The organism is Streptomyces sp. AgN23, from assembly GCF_001598115.1.
Lineage (GTDB): Bacteria > Actinomycetota > Actinomycetes > Streptomycetales > Streptomycetaceae > Streptomyces > Streptomyces antimycoticus.
This window is the reverse complement of the sequence record NZ_CP007153.1, coordinates 2,457,022-2,474,572: the sequence shown is the minus strand read 5'-3', so window position 1 is coordinate 2,474,572 and position 17,551 is coordinate 2,457,022. Positions and strand designations below refer to the sequence as shown.

At 69.6% G+C, this 17,551-nt stretch carries 22 protein-coding genes and 3 pseudogenes; 11 read left to right on the top strand and 14 right to left on the bottom strand.

Going from position 1 to position 17,551, the window contains the following annotated elements; genetic code table 11:
• Window positions 1-61 precede the first annotated feature (61 nt).
• A complete protein-coding gene (locus AS97_RS10760) occupies window positions 62-907 on the top strand; it encodes a M55 family metallopeptidase (protein WP_059148161.1) in 846 nt (281 codons plus the stop codon).
• Here AS97_RS10760 and AS97_RS10755 read toward each other — a convergent pair.
• The 6 genes from AS97_RS10755 to AS97_RS10735 form a co-directional block, all read right to left on the bottom strand.
• A complete protein-coding gene (locus tag AS97_RS10755) occupies window positions 891-2,003 on the bottom strand; it encodes a M20/M25/M40 family metallo-hydrolase (protein WP_247204319.1) in 1,113 nt (370 codons plus the stop codon). The genes AS97_RS10760 and AS97_RS10755 overlap by 17 nt on opposite strands.
• 46 nt (window positions 2,004-2,049) lie before the next feature.
• Window positions 2,050-3,291 (bottom strand): alanine racemase, encoded by a 1,242-nt coding sequence (locus AS97_RS10750; RefSeq protein ID WP_210564794.1) that lies wholly within the window; start codon window positions 3,289-3,291, stop codon window positions 2,050-2,052.
• Between the two features lie 146 nt (window positions 3,292-3,437).
• A complete protein-coding gene (locus tag AS97_RS10745; RefSeq protein ID WP_210564793.1) occupies window positions 3,438-3,593 on the bottom strand; it encodes a hypothetical protein in 156 nt (51 codons plus the stop codon).
• Between the two features lie 65 nt (window positions 3,594-3,658).
• A complete protein-coding gene (locus AS97_RS47210) occupies window positions 3,659-4,081 on the bottom strand; it encodes a DUF6207 family protein (protein ID WP_247204794.1) in 423 nt (140 codons plus the stop codon).
• Between the two features lie 234 nt (window positions 4,082-4,315).
• Window positions 4,316-4,990 carry a hypothetical protein gene (locus AS97_RS10740; protein ID WP_059148158.1) on the bottom strand — a complete coding sequence of 225 codons (675 nt, stop codon included), beginning with the start codon at window positions 4,988-4,990 and terminating at the stop codon, window positions 4,316-4,318.
• Complete coding sequence (locus AS97_RS10735; RefSeq protein WP_063805000.1) at window positions 4,987-5,565, bottom strand: sigma-70 family RNA polymerase sigma factor; 579 nt, start codon at window positions 5,563-5,565, stop codon at window positions 4,987-4,989. The genes AS97_RS10740 and AS97_RS10735 overlap by 4 nt, the downstream gene beginning before the upstream one ends.
• 663 nt (window positions 5,566-6,228) lie before the next feature.
• On the opposite strand from AS97_RS10735, the gene AS97_RS10730 reads away from it, so the two are divergent.
• Window positions 6,229-7,305, top strand: a complete 1,077-nt coding sequence (locus AS97_RS10730) for a serine/threonine-protein kinase (RefSeq protein ID WP_210564792.1) — start codon at window positions 6,229-6,231, stop codon at window positions 7,303-7,305.
• Window positions 7,306-7,477: 172 nt separating this feature from the next.
• Here AS97_RS10730 and AS97_RS10725 read toward each other — a convergent pair.
• Window positions 7,478-7,738: pseudogene (locus AS97_RS10725) on the bottom strand (IS5/IS1182 family transposase); the annotation flags it as partial.
• Between the two features lie 150 nt (window positions 7,739-7,888).
• Here AS97_RS10725 and AS97_RS10720 point away from each other — a divergent pair.
• Window positions 7,889-8,029, top strand: coding sequence for a hypothetical protein (locus AS97_RS10720; RefSeq protein ID WP_185930454.1), 141 nt, complete (start codon window positions 7,889-7,891; stop codon window positions 8,027-8,029).
• Window positions 8,030-8,147: 118 nt separating this feature from the next.
• On the opposite strand, the gene AS97_RS10715 is transcribed toward AS97_RS10720, so the two are convergent.
• From AS97_RS10715 to AS97_RS47205, 3 genes are all read right to left on the bottom strand, one after another.
• A complete protein-coding gene (locus AS97_RS10715; protein WP_210564791.1) occupies window positions 8,148-8,630 on the bottom strand; it encodes a hypothetical protein in 483 nt (160 codons plus the stop codon).
• 87 nt (window positions 8,631-8,717) lie between these two features.
• On the bottom strand, window positions 8,718-9,527 hold the full coding sequence (locus AS97_RS10710; RefSeq protein ID WP_247204318.1) for a DNA/RNA non-specific endonuclease: 810 nt from the start codon (window positions 9,525-9,527) through the stop codon (window positions 8,718-8,720).
• Window positions 9,528-9,550: 23 nt separating this feature from the next.
• Complete coding sequence (locus tag AS97_RS47205) at window positions 9,551-9,688, bottom strand: hypothetical protein (protein ID WP_236670107.1); 138 nt, start codon at window positions 9,686-9,688, stop codon at window positions 9,551-9,553.
• 298 nt (window positions 9,689-9,986) lie between these two features.
• Here AS97_RS47205 and AS97_RS10705 point away from each other — a divergent pair, with 298 nt between their 5' ends.
• From AS97_RS10705 to AS97_RS10690, 4 genes are all read left to right on the top strand, one after another.
• Window positions 9,987-10,250, top strand: coding sequence for a hypothetical protein (locus AS97_RS10705; protein WP_210564790.1), 264 nt, complete (start codon window positions 9,987-9,989; stop codon window positions 10,248-10,250).
• Entirely contained in the window at window positions 10,222-10,746 is a 525-nt protein-coding gene (locus tag AS97_RS10700) for a DUF6879 family protein (protein ID WP_210564789.1), read from the top strand. The genes AS97_RS10705 and AS97_RS10700 overlap by 29 nt, the downstream gene beginning before the upstream one ends.
• An 18-nt stretch (window positions 10,747-10,764) precedes the next feature.
• The gene (locus tag AS97_RS10695) at window positions 10,765-11,613 is read left to right on the top strand and encodes a helix-turn-helix transcriptional regulator (protein WP_210564788.1); all 849 of its coding nucleotides are present in this window, start codon (window positions 10,765-10,767) and stop codon (window positions 11,611-11,613) included.
• Window positions 11,614-11,833: 220 nt separating this feature from the next.
• A complete protein-coding gene (locus tag AS97_RS10690; protein ID WP_059148656.1) occupies window positions 11,834-12,253 on the top strand; it encodes a hypothetical protein in 420 nt (139 codons plus the stop codon).
• Window positions 12,254-12,385: 132 nt separating this feature from the next.
• Here the strand turns inward: AS97_RS10690 and AS97_RS10685 are convergent.
• A pseudogene (locus AS97_RS10685) lies at window positions 12,386-12,920 on the bottom strand (IS630 family transposase); the annotation flags it as partial.
• Window positions 12,921-13,051: 131 nt separating this feature from the next.
• Between AS97_RS10685 and AS97_RS10680 the strand changes: the two are divergent.
• Complete coding sequence (locus AS97_RS10680) at window positions 13,052-13,963, top strand: MBL fold metallo-hydrolase (RefSeq protein WP_210564787.1); 912 nt, start codon at window positions 13,052-13,054, stop codon at window positions 13,961-13,963.
• 22 nt (window positions 13,964-13,985) lie between these two features.
• A complete protein-coding gene (locus AS97_RS10675) occupies window positions 13,986-14,861 on the top strand; it encodes an AraC family transcriptional regulator (protein WP_210564786.1) in 876 nt (291 codons plus the stop codon).
• Here the strand turns inward: AS97_RS10675 and AS97_RS10670 are convergent.
• Complete coding sequence (locus AS97_RS10670; protein WP_210564785.1) at window positions 14,804-15,007, bottom strand: hypothetical protein; 204 nt, start codon at window positions 15,005-15,007, stop codon at window positions 14,804-14,806. The two genes, AS97_RS10675 and AS97_RS10670, sit on opposite strands and share 58 nt — an antisense overlap.
• A gap of 309 nt (window positions 15,008-15,316) precedes the next feature.
• Here AS97_RS10670 and AS97_RS10665 point away from each other — a divergent pair, with 309 nt between their 5' ends.
• Both AS97_RS10665 and AS97_RS10660 read left to right on the top strand, forming a co-directional pair.
• Window positions 15,317-15,736, top strand: a complete 420-nt coding sequence (locus AS97_RS10665; protein ID WP_086706588.1) for a DUF393 domain-containing protein — start codon at window positions 15,317-15,319, stop codon at window positions 15,734-15,736.
• Between the two features lie 8 nt (window positions 15,737-15,744).
• Window positions 15,745-16,581, top strand: coding sequence for a serine hydrolase domain-containing protein (locus AS97_RS10660; protein WP_210564784.1), 837 nt, complete (start codon window positions 15,745-15,747; stop codon window positions 16,579-16,581).
• On the opposite strand, the pseudogene AS97_RS47200 reads toward AS97_RS10660, so the two are convergent.
• A pseudogene (locus AS97_RS47200) lies at window positions 16,578-16,793 on the bottom strand (mobilization protein); the annotation flags it as partial. The gene AS97_RS10660 and the pseudogene AS97_RS47200 overlap by 4 nt on opposite strands.
• 234 nt (window positions 16,794-17,027) lie before the next feature.
• Complete coding sequence (locus tag AS97_RS10655; RefSeq protein ID WP_210564783.1) at window positions 17,028-17,351, bottom strand: hypothetical protein; 324 nt, start codon at window positions 17,349-17,351, stop codon at window positions 17,028-17,030.
• Window positions 17,352-17,551: the final 200 nt, after the last annotated feature.

Sequence of the window (17,551 nt, the reverse complement as noted above, 5' to 3'; positions counted from 1 at the left end):
AGACAACCCTCTCACGAGAGCAGAATGGCGGGGCCCAGCACGACGAGCACAGGAGCCAGCGGTGAAGGTGTACATCTCGGTCGACATGGAGGGCGTCGCGGGCATCGCGACCCTCGACCAGATCGTCCGCGGCGGCTCCGGGTATCCCCGCGCCCAGGAGCTCATGACTCAGGAGGCCAATGCAGCGATAGCGGGCGCCTTCGAGGGCGGCGCGACCAGCGTGGTGGTCAACGACTCGCACGGCACGATGGACAACCTGCTGCACAACCGGCTCGACCCACGTGCCCGGCTCGTGTTCGGCGCCCCAAAGGCGCAGTGCATGGCGGAGGGCCTGACCGACGACTGCGCCGTCGCCCTGTTCGTGGGGTATCACGCGCCGGCCGGCGCTCCGGGGGTCCTGGCCCACACGTTCTCGGCCTACTTCGGCGAGGTGCGGATCGACGGCGCCCGGGTCTCCGAGGCCGAGGTCAACGGGCTCTACGCGGCCTCGCTCGGCGTGCCCGTCGGTCTCGTGACAGGCGACGACGTTATCGGCGCGATCGCGTCCGACGTGTTCGCAGGAGCGACGGTCGTGACGGTCAAGGAGGCTCACGGCTTCTCGGCGACCGACACGGTCGCGCCGAGCGTCGCGCTCGGCCTCGTGCGCGAGGGTGCCGCCCATGCCGTCGCGGGCGCCGCCTCGTTGCCGCGCCCTGCCGCGGGCACTCCCTTGAGGCTCGAGGTCGACATGCCTTCGCCCGTGGCCGCAGAGCTCAGCGCCTGTATCCCTGGCTGCACCCGTACGGCCGACCGCACGGTCGCGGCGGTCCTCGAGAGCGCGGAGGACGTGTTGGGGCTCATCACGGTGCTCTACGAGCTCGCGCTGAGCAGCGAACGCGCACGACAAGCGATCACGAACCGTCGCTGACCAGGTCGAGAACCAGCGCAGCCAACAGCTCGGCGCGCGGCGTGATCCACGCGACCTCGGCATGCTCGTCGCGGGCGTGTGCGCCACCTCCCACCGCCCCGAGTCCGTCGAGCGTCGGGACGCCAGCACCAGCCGTAAAGTTACCGTCGGAGGCCCCGCCAACCGCCATGCTCGTGAGCGGCGGCTGGCCGAGGTCTGCGGCCAGCCGGGCCGCCCGCGCGAACAGGTCGCCCGACGCCGCCGCTTCGAGAGGCGGGCGGTTGATGCCGCCGTGCACCACGACGATCGCCTCGGCGACACCGACGCTCAGTGCTCGGACCGCAGTATCGACTCGCTCCTGCTCGGCGACCGTGCGGGCTCTGACGTCGACCGCGACCGTCGCCCGGGCGGGCACGGTGTTGGCCGCCGTACCGGACGCCATGAGCGTGGGCGTAACGGTGGTGCCGACAGCGGGATCAGCCAGGTCGGCCAGCGCAAGGACGAGCTCCGCCACACCGAGTGTCGCGTTGACGCCGCGCTCGGGTTCCAGGCCGCTGTGCGCCGCCCGGCCGAGCACCTCGAGCTCGTAGAGCGACACGCCTTTGCGCTGGGTCTTCAGCGCACCGCCCGGACCGGCGGCCTCGAGTACCAAGGCGGCTCTACAGCCGGAAGCCTCGGTCTCGATCAGGCCGCGTGACGTGGTCGATCCGATCTCCTCGTCGCCCGTCACGAGCACGGTGACCCGGTCGAGCACCGTGTCACCGTGTCTGGCACGGAGCAGCGCCAGCGCGTGGACGACCTGTACGACACCGACGAGCATGTCGAAGCACCCCGGCCCGCGGACGACCCCGTCCTCGACGGAGAACGGCAGATCCGCCAGGGTGCCGATCGGCCAGACAGTGTCGTGGTGGCCGAGCAGCAGGACCTGGCTGTCGCAGCCTCGCAGTACAACGTGGTCGACCCCGTCGACCCGCACGATCTCGGGGCGCCGACCCAGCCGCCGCTCCACGACGTCGGCCACGACCCGGGCCGAACGGGCCACCGCGCCGCGGTCCGTCGAGGGTGACTCGACCTGGACGAGCCGCTCCAGGTCGGCGAGGAACTCATGGAGGTCCACGGCCGGGACCCCGGAAGGCTGGCCCAGTGCAGCGGACGGGACCGAATCAGAAGTAGGTGCGGACGGCATCGATCACCTCGTACGTGTCGGTGACGACCGGGACCAGCCGCCACTTGTCGAACGTCGTGCAGGGGTGGGAGACGCCGAGGCACACGAGATCGCCGACCTCGAGCGAGGCGTCCTCCGAGACGGCCACCATCGCGTGCTGGTCGTTGACGGCAGTGACCCGCAGGTCGTCGACAGGCCGGGTGTGCCCGTCGCGCCGGACCGCGACGGGCAGCGGGAGGTCGGCGTCGGTGGAGACGTCGCGGCGACCGGCGCCCAGGATCGCGAGTGCCGGCTCTGGGCGTGACAGCACCTCGGCCCACACCTCAAGCGCCGGCAGCGGCGCCGGGTCGTGCTCAACAAACGGCGACGTGCGCGCATAAAGACCGTGGTCGTGCGTCAGATAGCAGCCGCTGCGCAGCATCACCTCGACCCGATCGCCGCTCCAGAGCTCCCGGAACCGTGCGACGACTAGGTCGAAGTACGAGCTGCCGCCGAACGACACGACGGCACCGCTCCCAGGCAGCAGCCGGCGGTCGATCAACTCGCGGACGACTGTCGCGGACCAGTCGAGGAAGTCGGCAGCGCGATCGCGGCGCTCGACGAGGTCGGCGCCAGGTACCAGGCCCTCGAAGCCCTCGATCCCGACGAGTTCCACCCCGTCGGCGTCGCGAACCGCCTGCGCGATTCGCAGGGCGTCGTCTGTTGACCGCACGCCGCCGCGGCCGCCGGCGTAGCCGAGCTCGACCAGCACGGGCTGGGGCCGGAGGTCGGCCGCGTCGGGGCTCACGCGGTCGACCAGGAGGGCGACCGCCTCGACGGAGTCGACCAGCAGCAGTACCTCGAGGTCCGGGTCGGCCCGCCTCAGGGCGGCGAGGTAAGCGAGGTCGGCCGGACCGACGACGGGATTGGCTACCAGGACCCGTCGCACCCCTGCGGTGATGAACACCTTCGCCTGCTGGACGTTGGCGACCGTGATGCCCCAGGCGCCAGTGGCGAGCTGGCGCTGGACGAGCGCCGGACTCATCGTGGTCTTCGCGTGTGGCGCAATCAGTACGTCGTGGCGTGTGCAGTAGTCCCGCATCAGCGCGAGGTTGCGCTCGATGGCTGTTTCCCGCAGGGCCACGACCGGTAGGTGGAAGTCGCCGTCGAGAAGGTGCCAGCCCTGCGCGCCGACCTCTGTGAGCGGCACATCGCGGTCAGGGAACGCCCGGTCGCGCCATGTCACCCGTTCGTCGGTCAATGCCCGTCTCCTCATCGTCGCCGCGTCGTCGCGGCCCTGAGCCACACGGGTTCAGTCTCGCGTGAATCGTTGTCGGCTGGTCCGTGCGGGCGACCGAACCCATCGGGCCTGATTCGGTCATCCGTCCGAGTCCGGCAGGCATCGGATCAGTGGACCGTGGTCATCCAGCAGTGGATGACCACGGCGCGGCCGTACTGCACGTCGAGCGGCCGGCGACGGATAGCGATGGCCGGCGGACCCATCACGTCGTTGGTCGAGCCGACCTCTCCGCCTTCCCGCCGCAGGAGGTCCATGCGCGTCACGAGTGCGGGCCGTGCCGCACGGGGCCTTAGTACTGCAACGGTGTTTGCCGTGACTGCTGACCAGCTCAGGGGCTGCGTCCGCGTCGTTGTAGTGACTGACAGGGGCCTGGTGCTGGCGTCGGCGGCGCCATGTCGACCAGTGCAGGATGTGGCCGACCGGGGTGGGGTGGCGGTTTGTGAGTCGGGCGATCAGGCGCCGGATCTCGGCGAGGCTGAGGTGGATGAGCTGGGAGCGCCGACCAGAGCGACGAGGCCGACCACCCCCAGCCCGGGTGCAGGCGTCCGACCAGGGCGGATGACATTCTCGGCAAGCGCAGGGCCCGTACTCCCGGCTCACCCGCGACCCGCCGCACCGGCTGGACGCCGGATGTCGCCCACAGCTCATCCAGCCTGGACATCACCGCCGCCGCGGTTTCCTCATCCCGGGCCGTGATGTCCAGGACCACCAAGCCGGGCTCGGACACGTGCACCTCGTCGATACTGTCCATGCCTGACGCGACACCGCTGGCGCCAGTCCGGTTCGCCAGCGGCATGCACGCCACTCGTATGAGCGACCTGTGCGGGGGCGAGGGCCTATGAGTCGGACGGCTTCGGCCGCGAGGTCCCTCGCGGCCGAAGCCGTCCGGTGCTGTCCGCGGCACTCCGTGTGCACTGCTGTACCCATGCGGGCTGTACGGCTGGCGTCCCCCTCGGGGCGCCAGCCGTACCAGATGGGATGTGGTTTATCCGGTGGGGCAGCGGAGGCTGCGGTCGGTGTCGGAGAAGAGTTGTTCGATGCTCTGACGTGCCCACTCCAGCAGGGTGAGCACCATTTCTCCCGTGCTGATCAGCCGTTCGATGACACGGCCGGTCTGCGGATCGTTCGGTGCCTGTGCGGCTTGGCGCAGCGTGCCGAGGAACTGACCGAGGCCTGTGTGGGCGGCGTGGTGGGCGGCGAGGGCCGCTTCCCGGGTGAGTTCGCGGTGGGCGAGTCCGGCCTTCAGCCGCATCAGGTGGTCGTTGCTGGCGGTGAGGAAGTCGCTGGCCAGCCCCCAGTAGGCGCGCATGGAATGAGGGAGAAGGGCCCTGCCCACGACGGTCATGGTGCGGATGGTGGAGGTGGATTTGTCGAGTTGCCGGGGCAGGTAGCCGGGCCCGGAGATCGCCAGCCACTGCAGGAGGGAGTCCTTACCGAACGGCAGCATCCACTCCAGCCCGGACGCGTCTCCCTCACCGCTGGAAGGAACCTCCTCGGCGGTGACCGATGGCGCGAAGACCGCGGCCCGGCCGGCGTCGATGTCGACCGCCTCGGCCAGTCTGCCCAGAACAGCGGCGTCGGCCGCCGCCAGCAGGGCATCGAGCTGGGCATCCTCGTCGTCGGTCTGCTGACCGGGCAGGGCCTGGTCGAGGTCGCTCACTGTCCGCTCCTGCCCGCAGGCTTCAGCAGCGCCTGCTTCAGCAATGTCCTGCCACGCTCCAGATTCTTCCGGGCCGCCTCCGGTGCGATGCCCATGATCTGGGCGATCTCCTGCGGCCGGTACCCGTCCAGCGTCCACGCCATCACCTCCCGCTGCCGCGGCGGCAGCCAGCTCAGCGCCTCATACACGCGAGCCTCTTCCTCACCCAGTTCCACAGCCGCCACCGGACACCGACCTCCGGGCAGATCCGGCAGCTGATCGGCCGGCTGTTCCCGCGCGGTCCCGGACCGGAGCACGTGTAACCGCCGTTTGGCCACCGTGCGCACCCACGCCCGTGGATTTCTCAGCGATTCCCATTGCTCGTAGGCGAGGACGAAAGCGGACTGGGCAGCGTCCGCAGCCTCGTACGCTGTCGCTCCCAGCCGCATGACAAACCGTGTCAGGCTGAGGAAGTCCTGCCGGTAGTAGTCCGCGAAGGCCGCCCGTGCGGTGCTGTCCTGCGGGAACGGCCGCTGCCGGGGGAAGGGGAGGGCCGTCGGCGCCAGGGCCGCGCTGGGGGCGTGGGTCTCACTCATGAGTGCCCCCTCCCTCCGGTCGGGGACCGACCTCGATCACGATTTCCCTCCGGTCCGCACGACGCTCGCGGAACCGGCTGCCTGCCGGCAGCCCTAGGACGCGGTTGCACAGCCCTTGCTCGCTCACCCGCATCCGCTGCACTGCCGCACGCTCGCGCAGCCACACGATCAGCAGACGCCCCGTGCCGGTGGCGAGTCCTGCTATCAGAGTGGCTGCCATCGCCGTGTCCATCCACAACGACCCTTCTCCACGCGCTCGTTGTCGAGCGCTGCTGCGATCAGCCTGATACTCGGTAGTGCGATCGGGTCAGCGAAATGTGACATCCATGTGGGGGCGAAGTGTGTGAGACGGGTCACGTGAGAGTGGGTTCGGGCATCGTTGGCCCAGCACGAGAACTTCTCCTTGCCGTGGGCCATCTCCCCGTATCCCAGGAGCTGGCGCCCACCGGCTCGAAGCTGGCTATGCGTCCTGGGCGTGTTGCGTCACGAACGCTTCATGGCTATGCGCCGTAGTGGCCCCAGGGTGTGAACAGGCGTCCATAGCGGGCGGGTTGGGTACGGTCCCCATCGGGCCATCGGTGGTCGGCGGTGGAGGCGACTCATGAAGAGCCATTGCAGAATCGAGGTCGTACCAAGGTGGAGGCCGCAGCGAAGTGCCCTGACATGTCGCGCGGTGCGCGTCTGACCGCCCATAGCGCCGTCTCCACGTCCCTGGCCATGTGCAGTGATCGCGCCCTGCGCGAGCTCGTGGACACGGCCGTGCCGATCGGATCCGGCATCGGCGGGAAATCGGCCCTGCTGGAGGTCGCTGGAACCCCGGTCTTCGTGAAGCGGGTGCCCCTAACCGATCCGGAGAGGCAACCTGAGCACGTCCGGTCCACGGCGAATCTGTTCGAGCTGCTCGTCTTCTGCCAGTACGGCATCGGCACCATCGGCGGGCCGGGCTTCGGGGCTTGGCGAGAGCTCGCCGTGCACACCATGACAACGAACTGGGTTCTCGCGGCGGAATACGAGGGCTTCCCCCTGATGTACCACTGGCGGGTGCTGCCGGACTCGACGCCCCTGCCCGAAGAACTGGCCGACATCGAACGGGCCGTCGCCTACTGGGGCGGCGGATCGCAGGTGCGCCGCCGGATCGAGGCTCTCCAGCAGTCCTCGGCGAGCGTCGCGCTGTTCCTGGAGTACATCCCGGAGAACTTGCATCAGTGGCTGGGCACCCAGGTCGAAGCAGGAGACGAGACCTCCAACCGGGCCTGCGCCATGGTGGAGAGGGACCTGGCAGCCGGCACCTCGTTCATGAACAGCCGCGGGCTCCTGCACTTCGACGCGCACTTCGAGAACATCCTGACCGACGGCCAGCGCCTCTACTTCGCGGACTACGGCCTCGCCATTTCCTCCGTGTTCGAGATGTCGCAGGACGAGGCCGATTTCTTCGACCGGCATCAGGCCTACGACCGCTGTTACACCGCCACGTATCTGGTGAACTGGCTGGTCACCGCTCTGTACGGATACCAGAGGGAGGACCGGGAGGGCCGCTACGCGCTGGTGCGCGCCTACGCAGAGGGCAAGCGCCCCGCAGGAGTCCCAGAGGTGGCCGCGGCGATCCTCGCCCGACACGCGCCGATCGCCGCAGTGATGTCCGACTTCAACCGCAAGTTCCAGCGCCAGAGCAGGCAGACCCCATACCCGCTGGAGGAGATCCGCCAGCTTGGCGGGATGTACAGCTCCTCCATCTGCTGACGGACGCCTGGACGCCAGCACTCGACATGGATCAGTGACCCTACGTCGGCCTCCAGCAGCACCCCAGGGCACGACGCTGATCCGGACCACGCGCGCATTCGACATCAAACCGGCGCAACAGCTCGGACAACGGAGCTACTCATCTAGGGCCTCCTAGGGAGTGTCCTGGCGATCATGAGCGGAGCCAGATGACGAGTGCGGCTGCGGTGACGGTGCCGAGGTAGACATAGCCGCGCTTGTCGAACCTGGTCGCAACCGCGCGGAAAGCCTTCAGCTTGTTGATCGCCCGTTCGACGGTGTTGCGCTTCTTGTAGCGGTCCTTGTCGAAACCAGGCGGCCGACCGCCGGCGCTGCCGCGCCGGGCCCGGTTGGCGGCCTGGTCGGCTTTCTCCGGGATGACGTGCCGGATTTCTCGTCTGCGCAGGTAGCGGCGGGTGCGGGTCGGGACGCGGGTCGACGGCTGGTGCTTCCGGCCAGTCGGCAGGGGCGACGGGACGCAGCCCGTAGGCAGCCTGCACAGTGGCAATCGCCTGCTCGTAGGTGTCCATCTCAGTGTCGATCGTCAACCGCACAACACCCCCTCGTGATCGCTGCCAACATTCTTCCCCAGCCGCCCCACGCCCTCAGCTCGGTCCGAGCCGGGGCGGACTGCGGCGAAGGCCGCCGACACCGCATCGCCCAGTACCTCCTGGCGACGTCGTTGGAGCAGCTGCGCGAGCAGTAGGCGGCGCGGACCGAGCAGGCCACGGCCGCGCCCGTGCCGTGGTCGGACCCGCTGCCTGATCCTGAAGAGCGGCTATTCGCTGCCTAGCAACCCTGCGAGTGGCGTGACATCACGGCGGTCACCGGTGGCGGGGTCGTCTGTCCCTTGGCGACTCGGGTCCATCGCTGTCGGTGGGCTCGGCGGTGGCCGGGCGGCGGCCTGCGGTGGCCAGGCCGATCATCGCTGTCAGCAGCGCGAGTACCTGGCTGATCAGCCCGATCCAGGTGGTGAGCAGTGCTGCCGAGTTGACCATCACCTGCTGTGTGTCCTGGGCCAGTGGGCCCGACGCGGGGCCGGGTGTGGCGGGCGCGGACGGCGGGGAGGTGGGTGGGGATGTGGCGGGTGAGGTCGGCGGTGTGGTGGGCGGTGAAGTCGGCGGGCTGGACGTGGTGTCCGTGTCGGTGGGGTTCGGGGTGACCGTCCGCGTGGGGTGCACGGTCAGCACGGTCAGGCCGCCCGCCGACAGGAGCGTGCCGATGCCCATCAGTGCGAGGGTGATCAGCAGCAGGGTGGCTGGGAGCTTGAGGACGGCGAGGGTACCGTCTTGCGGAAGACGCCACATGGGGCCACTGCACGAACGCAATGTATGAATACGATCACGTTGTGTTACGCCTGTCGGGGCAACGCCGGGACCGCTCCCGGGTCCTCGTCAAGACCTGCGCGTCCGCCAACGGCGGCGTCCATAGCTCGGCCGCGGCCTCATGTGCCCTTCTGCGAGGTGGGCATGGTGATGTCGTCGTAGGACTCCAGGAGGGTCCAGCGCCGTGCTGCCCGCACTCCGGCGGGGAGCCGGTCGGCGGCTGGCAGGGGGCCCCAGGTCCAGACCGGTGAGGTTGGCGATGTCGGCCACAGGTACCTGGAAGGTGCGGAAGGCGCCGAGCGGGGGAGGGTCGCCTGCTCGCGCGGCTTCGGCCATGGCTTGGGCGGCGGCGTCCTTGGTCAGGTCGGGGCTCTGGTCCAGCACGTAGGCGGTGGCCGCCAGGTCCCCGTCGTGCATGAACGCGGCGACTTTCCAGAACCGGAGCGGTACCTGGACGCCCCGGTAGGGCGGATCGGAATCCTCGAGCACCGGCCCGGTGAAGGCCGTCAGCTTGCGGTCGAAGTCTTCCGCATGGTCGAGCAGGAAGTTCTCCAGCCCCTGCCAGAGCTTCTTGCCCTGGTTGAAGATGTCCATCTGCGGAGCGGCGTTCGTGTAGTGGAACGTGTCGCTGTTCGCCGTGGACGCTTCCGCGCCCCATACCGGGTCGAGTCTGCGGACCAGGTGGCCTTTGTCCAGGGGGTTGTCTTCGCAGACGGGGTGGCCGGCCTGCTGGGCTTCGGGAAGGCGGGGGTCGAAACGCCAGTCGTCGTTGCGTGGCACATCGATGAGGTTCGCGCCGTCGATCGTGACGGCTGTTGCCGCGGCCAGCCGCCGGTCCGGGCGGAAGACGACGCTGAAGTTGGTGTACGGGAGGATCACCGTTTCGACGCCCGAATCGGCAGTCAGAGGACGCCCGAATCGGCAGGCAGAGGCAGCGGCACCGTCGGGCCCAGGAAGCGGTCGTTGTAGCCCTTGCGGTTCGCCAGGGATTCGCGGCTCACGGTCTCCGCGTTCGGCGGGGGATCGGGGTGAGTGGCCATGCCGCTCTACGTACCGCACCGCCCGGGCTCGCACGCGGACGCGGCCTGTCACCTCACCTGAATGGCTGAGGAGCAGCTTCGACCTCGAGGCAGCCGCGTCAGGTGACGCGGACGGCGGGTTCACCGCGCAGCAGGTCGGGGCGGGCATCGGCGAGCCCCCGTGTCATCCGATACCGGTGTTCTTCACGCCCGGGCCGTGGGTGCCGGACCCCGGCTCGAGGCGGCATTGACCGCTCCTGGTGGGCGCGGGACGGTCGTGGCGCAACTGAGCGCAACGGGCTCGACAAGAGGAGCAGTTATGACGTTACGGTTTGTCGGGATGGACCCGAATACCGGAGGCGAGGGTTCGCCGACGGTGTGGGTGGAGGAGGGGAGCGCCGACCTGATCCTGCAGGGCGAGGAGGCCGAGGCGCTCTTGAAGGAGCTGATCGGCAGCACTCAGTGGGTGCCCGGGCACGCGACGGGGATCCCCGCTCACGAGCGGGTGATCCGGATCCCGGCCCGGATGGTGCCGATCTTGAGGGAGGCGTGTGATGTCGCTGAAGGCAACGACGTTCGCTGACTTACTCGCCGCTACCCGGCACAGTGCCGTCCACCTGGAGATGCGTGACCAGTACGCGGTCGGTGACGAGGCCGAGGACTACGCCGCCTTCCTGGACACCGGAGTGGCCAACACCGACCCGGCCACGTCGTTCTGGCCCCAGTGGCTCCCGCTGGTGACCGACGCCGTCGCCCGCGGCGTGGTGATGCGACGGGCGCGGATCGTCTCCGAGCCGGTCACCGACTACATCCGCTACGAGCACGCCATCACCGTGCTGAACCTGCAGGCCGGGGAGGACGTACGCTGGCTGCCCCGGCGGCGCGCGAGCGACCTCGCTCTGCCCGGCAACGACTTCTGGCTCCTGGACGGACGGCTCGTGCAGTTCCACCACTTCACCGGGAAAGGGGACTGGGCCGGCAAGGAACACACCGAGGACGCGGACGTCGTCGCCCTGTGTGCCGCCGCGTTCGAGGCGGTGTGGCAGCGGGCCGTCCCGCACGAGAAGTACACCGTCTGAAAAGCAAACGGACAGCCCATGCCCGCATCCCCCTCGTCCAGCGCCCAGGCCGCCCGCGAAGCTCTCGCCGTTCGCCTGGCCCATCTGGTGCGGGACGCCGGGATCACCGGGCGTGAGCTGTCCGCCCGGTGCGGCTGGCACCCGGCCAAGACCTCCCGCATCCTGCGTGCCAAGGCCGCACCGTCCGAAGCCGACATCCGCGCCTGGTGCACCGCCTGCTCCGCCCAGGACCAGACCGCGGACCTCATCGCCACCGCCCGCGCGGTCGACTCGATGTACCTGGAATGGCGCCGCCAGCACCGCGACGGGATGCGCCGCGCCCAGCAGGACGTCCTCGCCCGCAATGCCGCCGCCCGCCTCTGCCGCGCCTACACCTCCAACGTCATCCCCGGCTTCTTCCAGACCGCCGACTACGCCGAGGCCCTGATGCGCTCCATCACCGACTTCCAGGGCACCCCCGACGACATCCCCGAGGCCGTGGCCGCCCGCCTGGCCCGCAGCCGCTTCCTGTACGAAGGCGACCACCGGTTCGTCGTCCTGATCGAGGAGTGGGTCCTGCGCACCCGGATCGGGCCCGCCGAGACCATGGCCGGCCAGCTCGCACACCTGCTCACCGTGATGCCGCTGCCCTCGGTCTCCCTGGGGATCATCCCGCTCGGCGCCCAGCGCAACGTATGGCCGCTGGAGGCGTTCTACCTCTACGACGACCACCATGCCGTCGTCGAGACCCTCACCGCGGGCATCAGCATCCGCCAGCCCCGCGAGCTCGCCGACTACGCCGGCGCCTTCACCGGCCTGTCCCGCATGGCCGTCCACGGCGACGCCGCCCGCACGCTCATCCGGGCCGCGATCGACGCCCTGGAGTAAACCCGCGCAACAATCCGCAACTTCATTGAGACCCGATCCACCGGCTCCGTAGCGTGGAAGCCGACGCCACAGCCCGGGACAAGCGGGACCTGACGCGCACACACGAACGCCGCCACGGGCCACAGCCACCCTTCCCGGCCCGCTCGCCCGCGCCCGCCAGGGACACCCCCGCCTCCCCGGGCGGCCGCGGCGCCCCCCGGAGCACCAGCAGCGAGGCCCGATGACCAGCACCCACAGGGTCCTGCACGACCCCCAGGGCCATTTCGAGGCAGAACTTCCCCTCGATCGGGAGACCTATCAGCGCCTGGTCGACGCCGTCCTCGGGTGGGATGGTGACCCGGGGCTGCACGAGGGTGAGTACCAGCAGATCGCGCTGCAGCTGACCGTCGCCGCCCGCGCGGTGGCCGGCGACGTCTGCCGCACCGCCGACCAGCTGCCCGCAGACCATCCGGCCCGGGTGCTCGCTGAGGACGTCCTCGAGGACTCCCGCCGCCGCCTGTCCCGAGCGCTGCAGGGCACCGGGCGCTGTGTTCAGGACCGCGCCCGGCTGGTCCGCGCTCTGTACGGGCGCCTGGACCGCCTCACCGAGGTGATTGACAGCCCGGGCACAATCCCGGAAACCCGACGCCGCCGTGTGTGATCGCGCCTCGCCCACAGGCACAAGCGCGGTGCACAACCGCGCGAGGCGAGATCCAGGCCGCACTCGCCGTCGACGGGTTGTGCACCAGGAGGCTGTCCTTGTCGGTAGTTGGGCTCGCGATAGCCGGAGACGCTATCCCAAGTGCAGCAACCCTCGGATGCGGGCGCGTTCCCTTCGTTGGGCGGCGAGGATGTCGGGGTGGCGGGCGTTCTGGTTGCGCCAGCGGAGGTAGGCGTGCAGGGCCCGGGTCTGGGCAGTGTGGTTGCGGTGGTGGGAGTTGAGGATCGTGAACTGCCGCAGCGGCCCGAAGTGGGCCTCGACCGGGTTGGCCCAGGACGCATAGGTCGGGGTGAAGCACAGCTCGACGCGGTTGTTCTTCGCCCAGCGGCCGCACACCAAGGGGGCGGTGGTAGGTGGCAGGGTGCCGTTCGGAGTGACCGGCACGGGCCCAGGACGAGCCGGCGGTGGGGCGGATGCCGAGCGGGCCGAACTCGTCGAACGCGAAGAGGCGGTCCGGGAAGCGGTCCAGGACGTGCTCGACGCGGTCGAGCTTGGCGTCGCGCTCGGGGTCCGGGGACTCCTGCCAGGTCTCGGTGCGCTGGAAGGTGATGCCGCGGCGAGCGAGCAGGCACCGTAACGCCTCGCGGCCGATCCGGATGACGCGGCCGCAACCAACGCACCAGCAGGCTGGTCACACGCGGCGGCCGGGGACGTACGGGGACTCCCGCGAGACGCTACCTTAACAAAGAGAGACGTCGGAGCATTTCGCGTCTCACCATCCCTTCCTACGGTGACGTGGTGAAGAAAATCATTCTCGGTGATGTCGAGGTCTCGCGGGTGGTCGAGTGGCAGGGTGCTTTCGCCACCACCGATGTCCTGTTCCCGTCCGTGCCCGGCGAACTGTGGCGCCAGCACGAATCCTGGCTGGCGCCCGACTTCCTGAACTCCAAGACGGGTGCGTGGCAGGCAAACGTGCAGACCTGGGTGCTGCGAAGCGCGGGCCGTACCATTCTGGTCGATACCGGCCTCGGCAATGACAAGCAACGCGAAGTCGGGGTGTTCAACAAGCGCGACGGCGATTTCCTCGACCGACTGGCGACGGCCGGGGTGCGGCCGGAGGACGTGGATCTCGTCGTCAACACCCACCTACACAACGACCACGTGGGGTGGAACACCCGGCTGGTTGACGGCGAGTGGGTGCCGACGTTCCCCAACGCGCGATATCTGATCAGCCGGGCCGACTTCGACTTCTGGAACCCCGCCAACGGCCACGTCCCGAAGTCTCCGTTCCAGTCCGCCTCGGACACCGGGGTCACGTTCAACGACAGCGTTCTGCCCGTCCATCAGGCCGGTCAGGCGGTGCTGTGGGAGGGCGACAGTCACCGCATCGACGAGGACCTGGTCCTGGAACTGGCCCCCGGTCACACGCCCGGTTCGACGGTGCTGTGGCTGGAGTCCGGCATCGACCGAGCAGTATTCGTCGGCGACCTCGTCCACACCCCACTGCAGATGGTCGAACCCGATCACGACACCTGCCTGAGCGAGGACCAAACCGAGGCCACCCAGTCCCGGCGTCGCGTCCTGGAGCGGGCAGCCGCGACGAACAGCCTGGTCGTGCCGGCGCACCTGGGCGGAGCGGGTGCCGCCGAAGTCGTGCGGTCGAACGGGGCCGTCTCGATCAAGCGATGGGCGCCGTTCTCGGACGCCTGACTCAGTAAGGGAAGATTCGGCCATGGACGTGCTCAGCGACGCGATCGGCACCATGCGAGCGGGGCACCCCTCCCTGTCGCTGGAGGCGGCGGACCCGTCGTGGGAGAAGGAGGTCCAGACCTTCGCGGGTGCCCGGTTCTACGTGGGCACCACGGGACGCATCCGGGTAACGGCACCGGACGAAGCGGTCATCACCTTGCAACCGGGCGACGCCGTTCTGCTCCCGCACGGAATTGCGCACACGCTCGTGAACGCCACCGACAGCACTGCCCAGTTCTTGTCCGGCGCCTACCGGCTTGAGCGGGCCCGCCCGCACCCGCTGTTCCAGGACCTCGCCGATCTGGTGAGTCTTCCGGCGCGGCCAGATCGCTACCCGGGTCTCCAGGCGTCGATCGACCTGTTGCTCAGCGAACTTGGCGAACAGATGCACGGCAGGGACTTGGTGCTGCCGGCGCTGCTCGAAGTGCTCCTCGTGCACCTGATCCGGGCCTGCCTGATCGAACGTGCGGGACCGCAGGCCACCGGCTGGTGCGTCGCCCTCGACGACGAGGTGATTGCGCGATCACTCCGTGCCGTGCACGAACGCCCCGCCGATCCCTGGACCGTGGAGTCGCTAGGCGCGCACGCGGGCCTGTCCCGTGCCGCCTTCGCCCGCAGGTTCACCGCCATGGTGGGGCAGCCACCGCTCACCTATCTGACGTGGTGGCGGCTCACCATGGCGGCACGCCTGCTCCAGACGACCGACGTCCCGCTGTCCACCGTGGCGCAGCGCAGCGGCTACGGCTCCGCCTATGCCTTCGCCAACGCTTTCAAACGCGAGTACGGGATCTCAGCTGGCCGTTACCGGCAGCAGCACCGCACCGACCACCACCATGAGAGATCGACTACCAACTCCTGACTGGCCGCGTGCACCGACTGCGCGTCGAGCACGACCAGACTCGGATCCTCGGTGCGCCCCGCGCGCTCCCGCACCCGGGTGCGCAGCAACTCGCAGATCTCCGCATCCAGCCCGTCATCGCGCCAGCGGTGGAAGGAGTACGTCACGGTCCAGTCCGGCAGCAGATCATCGGGCAGCAGACTCCACGAGCAGCCGACGCGGTTCTGATAGTGATCGCGTTCACGACCGCACCATCGAATACCGGGTCACGTTCCCGGTCGCCGAGGGACGCGCCGCCTTCCACGCCGTAATCACCGGCTCGATCAGTGCCCACTGCTCATCGCCGGTTTGGTCAGGCCGCCGCAGGGAAAGGCGTCCCCGGCTATGCTCACGGACTGGCTGATGAATTCCCCCAGACCGCATGCCCCGCGCCCGGTCGAACGAGAGTCCTTGTTGCAGCACTGGACGGAGAACCCGTGACCCGCCACGGCGTCAAGCCACCGCCCTCGACACCACAGTCACCAGCCGTCCTCGCCTACGACGGGGACTGCGGCTTCTGTCAGACGTCCGTCGACCGTATCCGGGCCCTCACCGCACCGACAATGGAAGCGGTGCCGTGGCAGTTCCTGCCCGCCGAGGCGACGGCGCTGCACCTCGAGCGCCTGGACCGTGAGGTCCTGCTACTGCGCGGCGGTACGGTCCTCGCGGGCGGGTCGGACGCGCTGGCCCGCTACGTGGGCTCCTCGCCGTCGCGTACCTACCGCACGCTCGCGGCCGTGATCCGTCTCCCCGGCATCCGCGCCTGCGCCCGCGTGGTCTACCGCTGGGTGTCCCGCAACCGCCATCGTCTACCCGGCGGCACGCCCGCATGCGCGGTGCCGCCGCGCGGCAGGTGAGGACCGGCGTGCGCCTGATACCGACCTGCGTGTTCAGCGACACCGCTCCGCCGGCCCTCAGCGACGGTCACGCCGTCGACCGCTTCGTCCAGATCGCCTCGCTCACCAAGGTCGTCACCGGCACAGCGCTGACCAGCATGGCCGCGTCCGAGGTGCTGGCGCTCGACGACCCCGTCGAACGATGGCTTCCCGCCGCCCCCACGACCGGGATCACACTCCTGCACCTGGCCCGGCACACCTCCGGCCTCCCCCGCCTGCCACCAGGTCGCCTCTCCCGCCGGGACCCGTACGCTGCGTTCGACCGCCCCGCGCTGGACTGCCTGCTGCCCCGGCTCGACACCCTTGCCACGCGACCCCCCGGCCAGCAAGAGGAGTACTCCAACCTTGGCTACGCCGTGCTCGGCGCGGCCCTGACCGCAGCCTCCGGGACGACGTACGAGGAACTGGTAACCGAGTATGTCCTGCGGCCGCTCGACCTCACGGAAGTAACCGCGAACCCCGAACCCGGCCGAAGTCTGCCGATCCCCGGGCTCCTCGGCCGGCCCCGCAAGCCCTGGACGATGGACGGCGCGATCCTGCCGGCGGGCGGCCTGTGGGCCACTCCCCGTGCGGCAGCCGACCTGGTGGTACGGATCCTGGTGGAGCGCCGACTGGGGGATCCCGCTCCGAGCTGGCAGACGTCTGGCCCCTTGCGCTGGCACAACGGAGCGACACGCCACGCATCACTCTTCGCCGGAGCGATGGACGACGGCCGCTGGGTGCTGATCCACCGCCTCAACGCGGCGCCGGAGGACACGGACCGGGCGGGCATCGAGACCCTCAAGGCAAGCCGAACCGCTCCCTAGCCCACCCCACTCGTCGATGGTGAAGAGGTCGGCCAGGCCGCCCAGTTCGAGTTCTGTGGCCTGTTGGGCGGGACCGAGGCCGTGATGGTCGAGCGTTGGCGAGCAGCTTCGGCACGGCGGTTGGGCGCCGGATTTCGACCGGTGTGCTGGATGCGGGTGATCAGGACGCGGGCGGGTTGGCGGGCCGTCGTCAGCTCGCGCTGATCAGCGGCGGTCCACCCCGACCAGTAGCAGGCCGCCCCCGTCGGGCCGCAGAGCGGTAAGCGCCGTATCGCTCGAAAGCCCGCCGCGCGAAGGCGACGCGGCCCCGGCTGCGCCCCCTGCCCGCGGTCGGTTACGACGCTGGCCTCTTCTTCGAGGCCGCCTTCTTCCGGCCCGCACTCGTCTTCTTCGCGGCCTTCTTCTTCGGCGCCGCCTGCTGCCCGCTGATCGCCCCCGTCTCGGGCTCAGTGGCCGGCTTCGGCCTCGGCCGTGACGTCGCGGATGCCGCGCGGGCGTCCGGCCTTGACCCACATCCGGTGCAGGACCGCGGCGATCGCGACCGCGGCGACCAGGGAGGCGATCGGCTCGCCCCGGGAGAGGTTGACCACCCGCACGAAGGCGACGGCGACCGCGCCCACGAGGTTGACCGCCGCGTGTCCGAAGCGGCGTTCGCGCAACAGGACCAGCCGCTGGTCGTCACCGCCGGCCGTGATGATCACGACCGCGGAGACGGCCAGGAAGAGCAGCACGCCCCAGTACGGGGCGTGGTGCAGTTGGTACGTCCCCACACGGCGGGCAGGATTCCGGCATCGGTGCCGCCATGGCCGTGGTGGCGGGCCAGTGCTTTCAGCAGGCCGGGCCCGACCTGGAAGGAGGAGGACGCGGCCGAGAGCAGCAGCAGCGCGGTGAGGAGCTGGAAGATCGCGTACAGGGTGCCGGGGGCGGCGTTGTGGGCCAGGTCCAGGACGGGTGGGCATTCCTGCCGAAG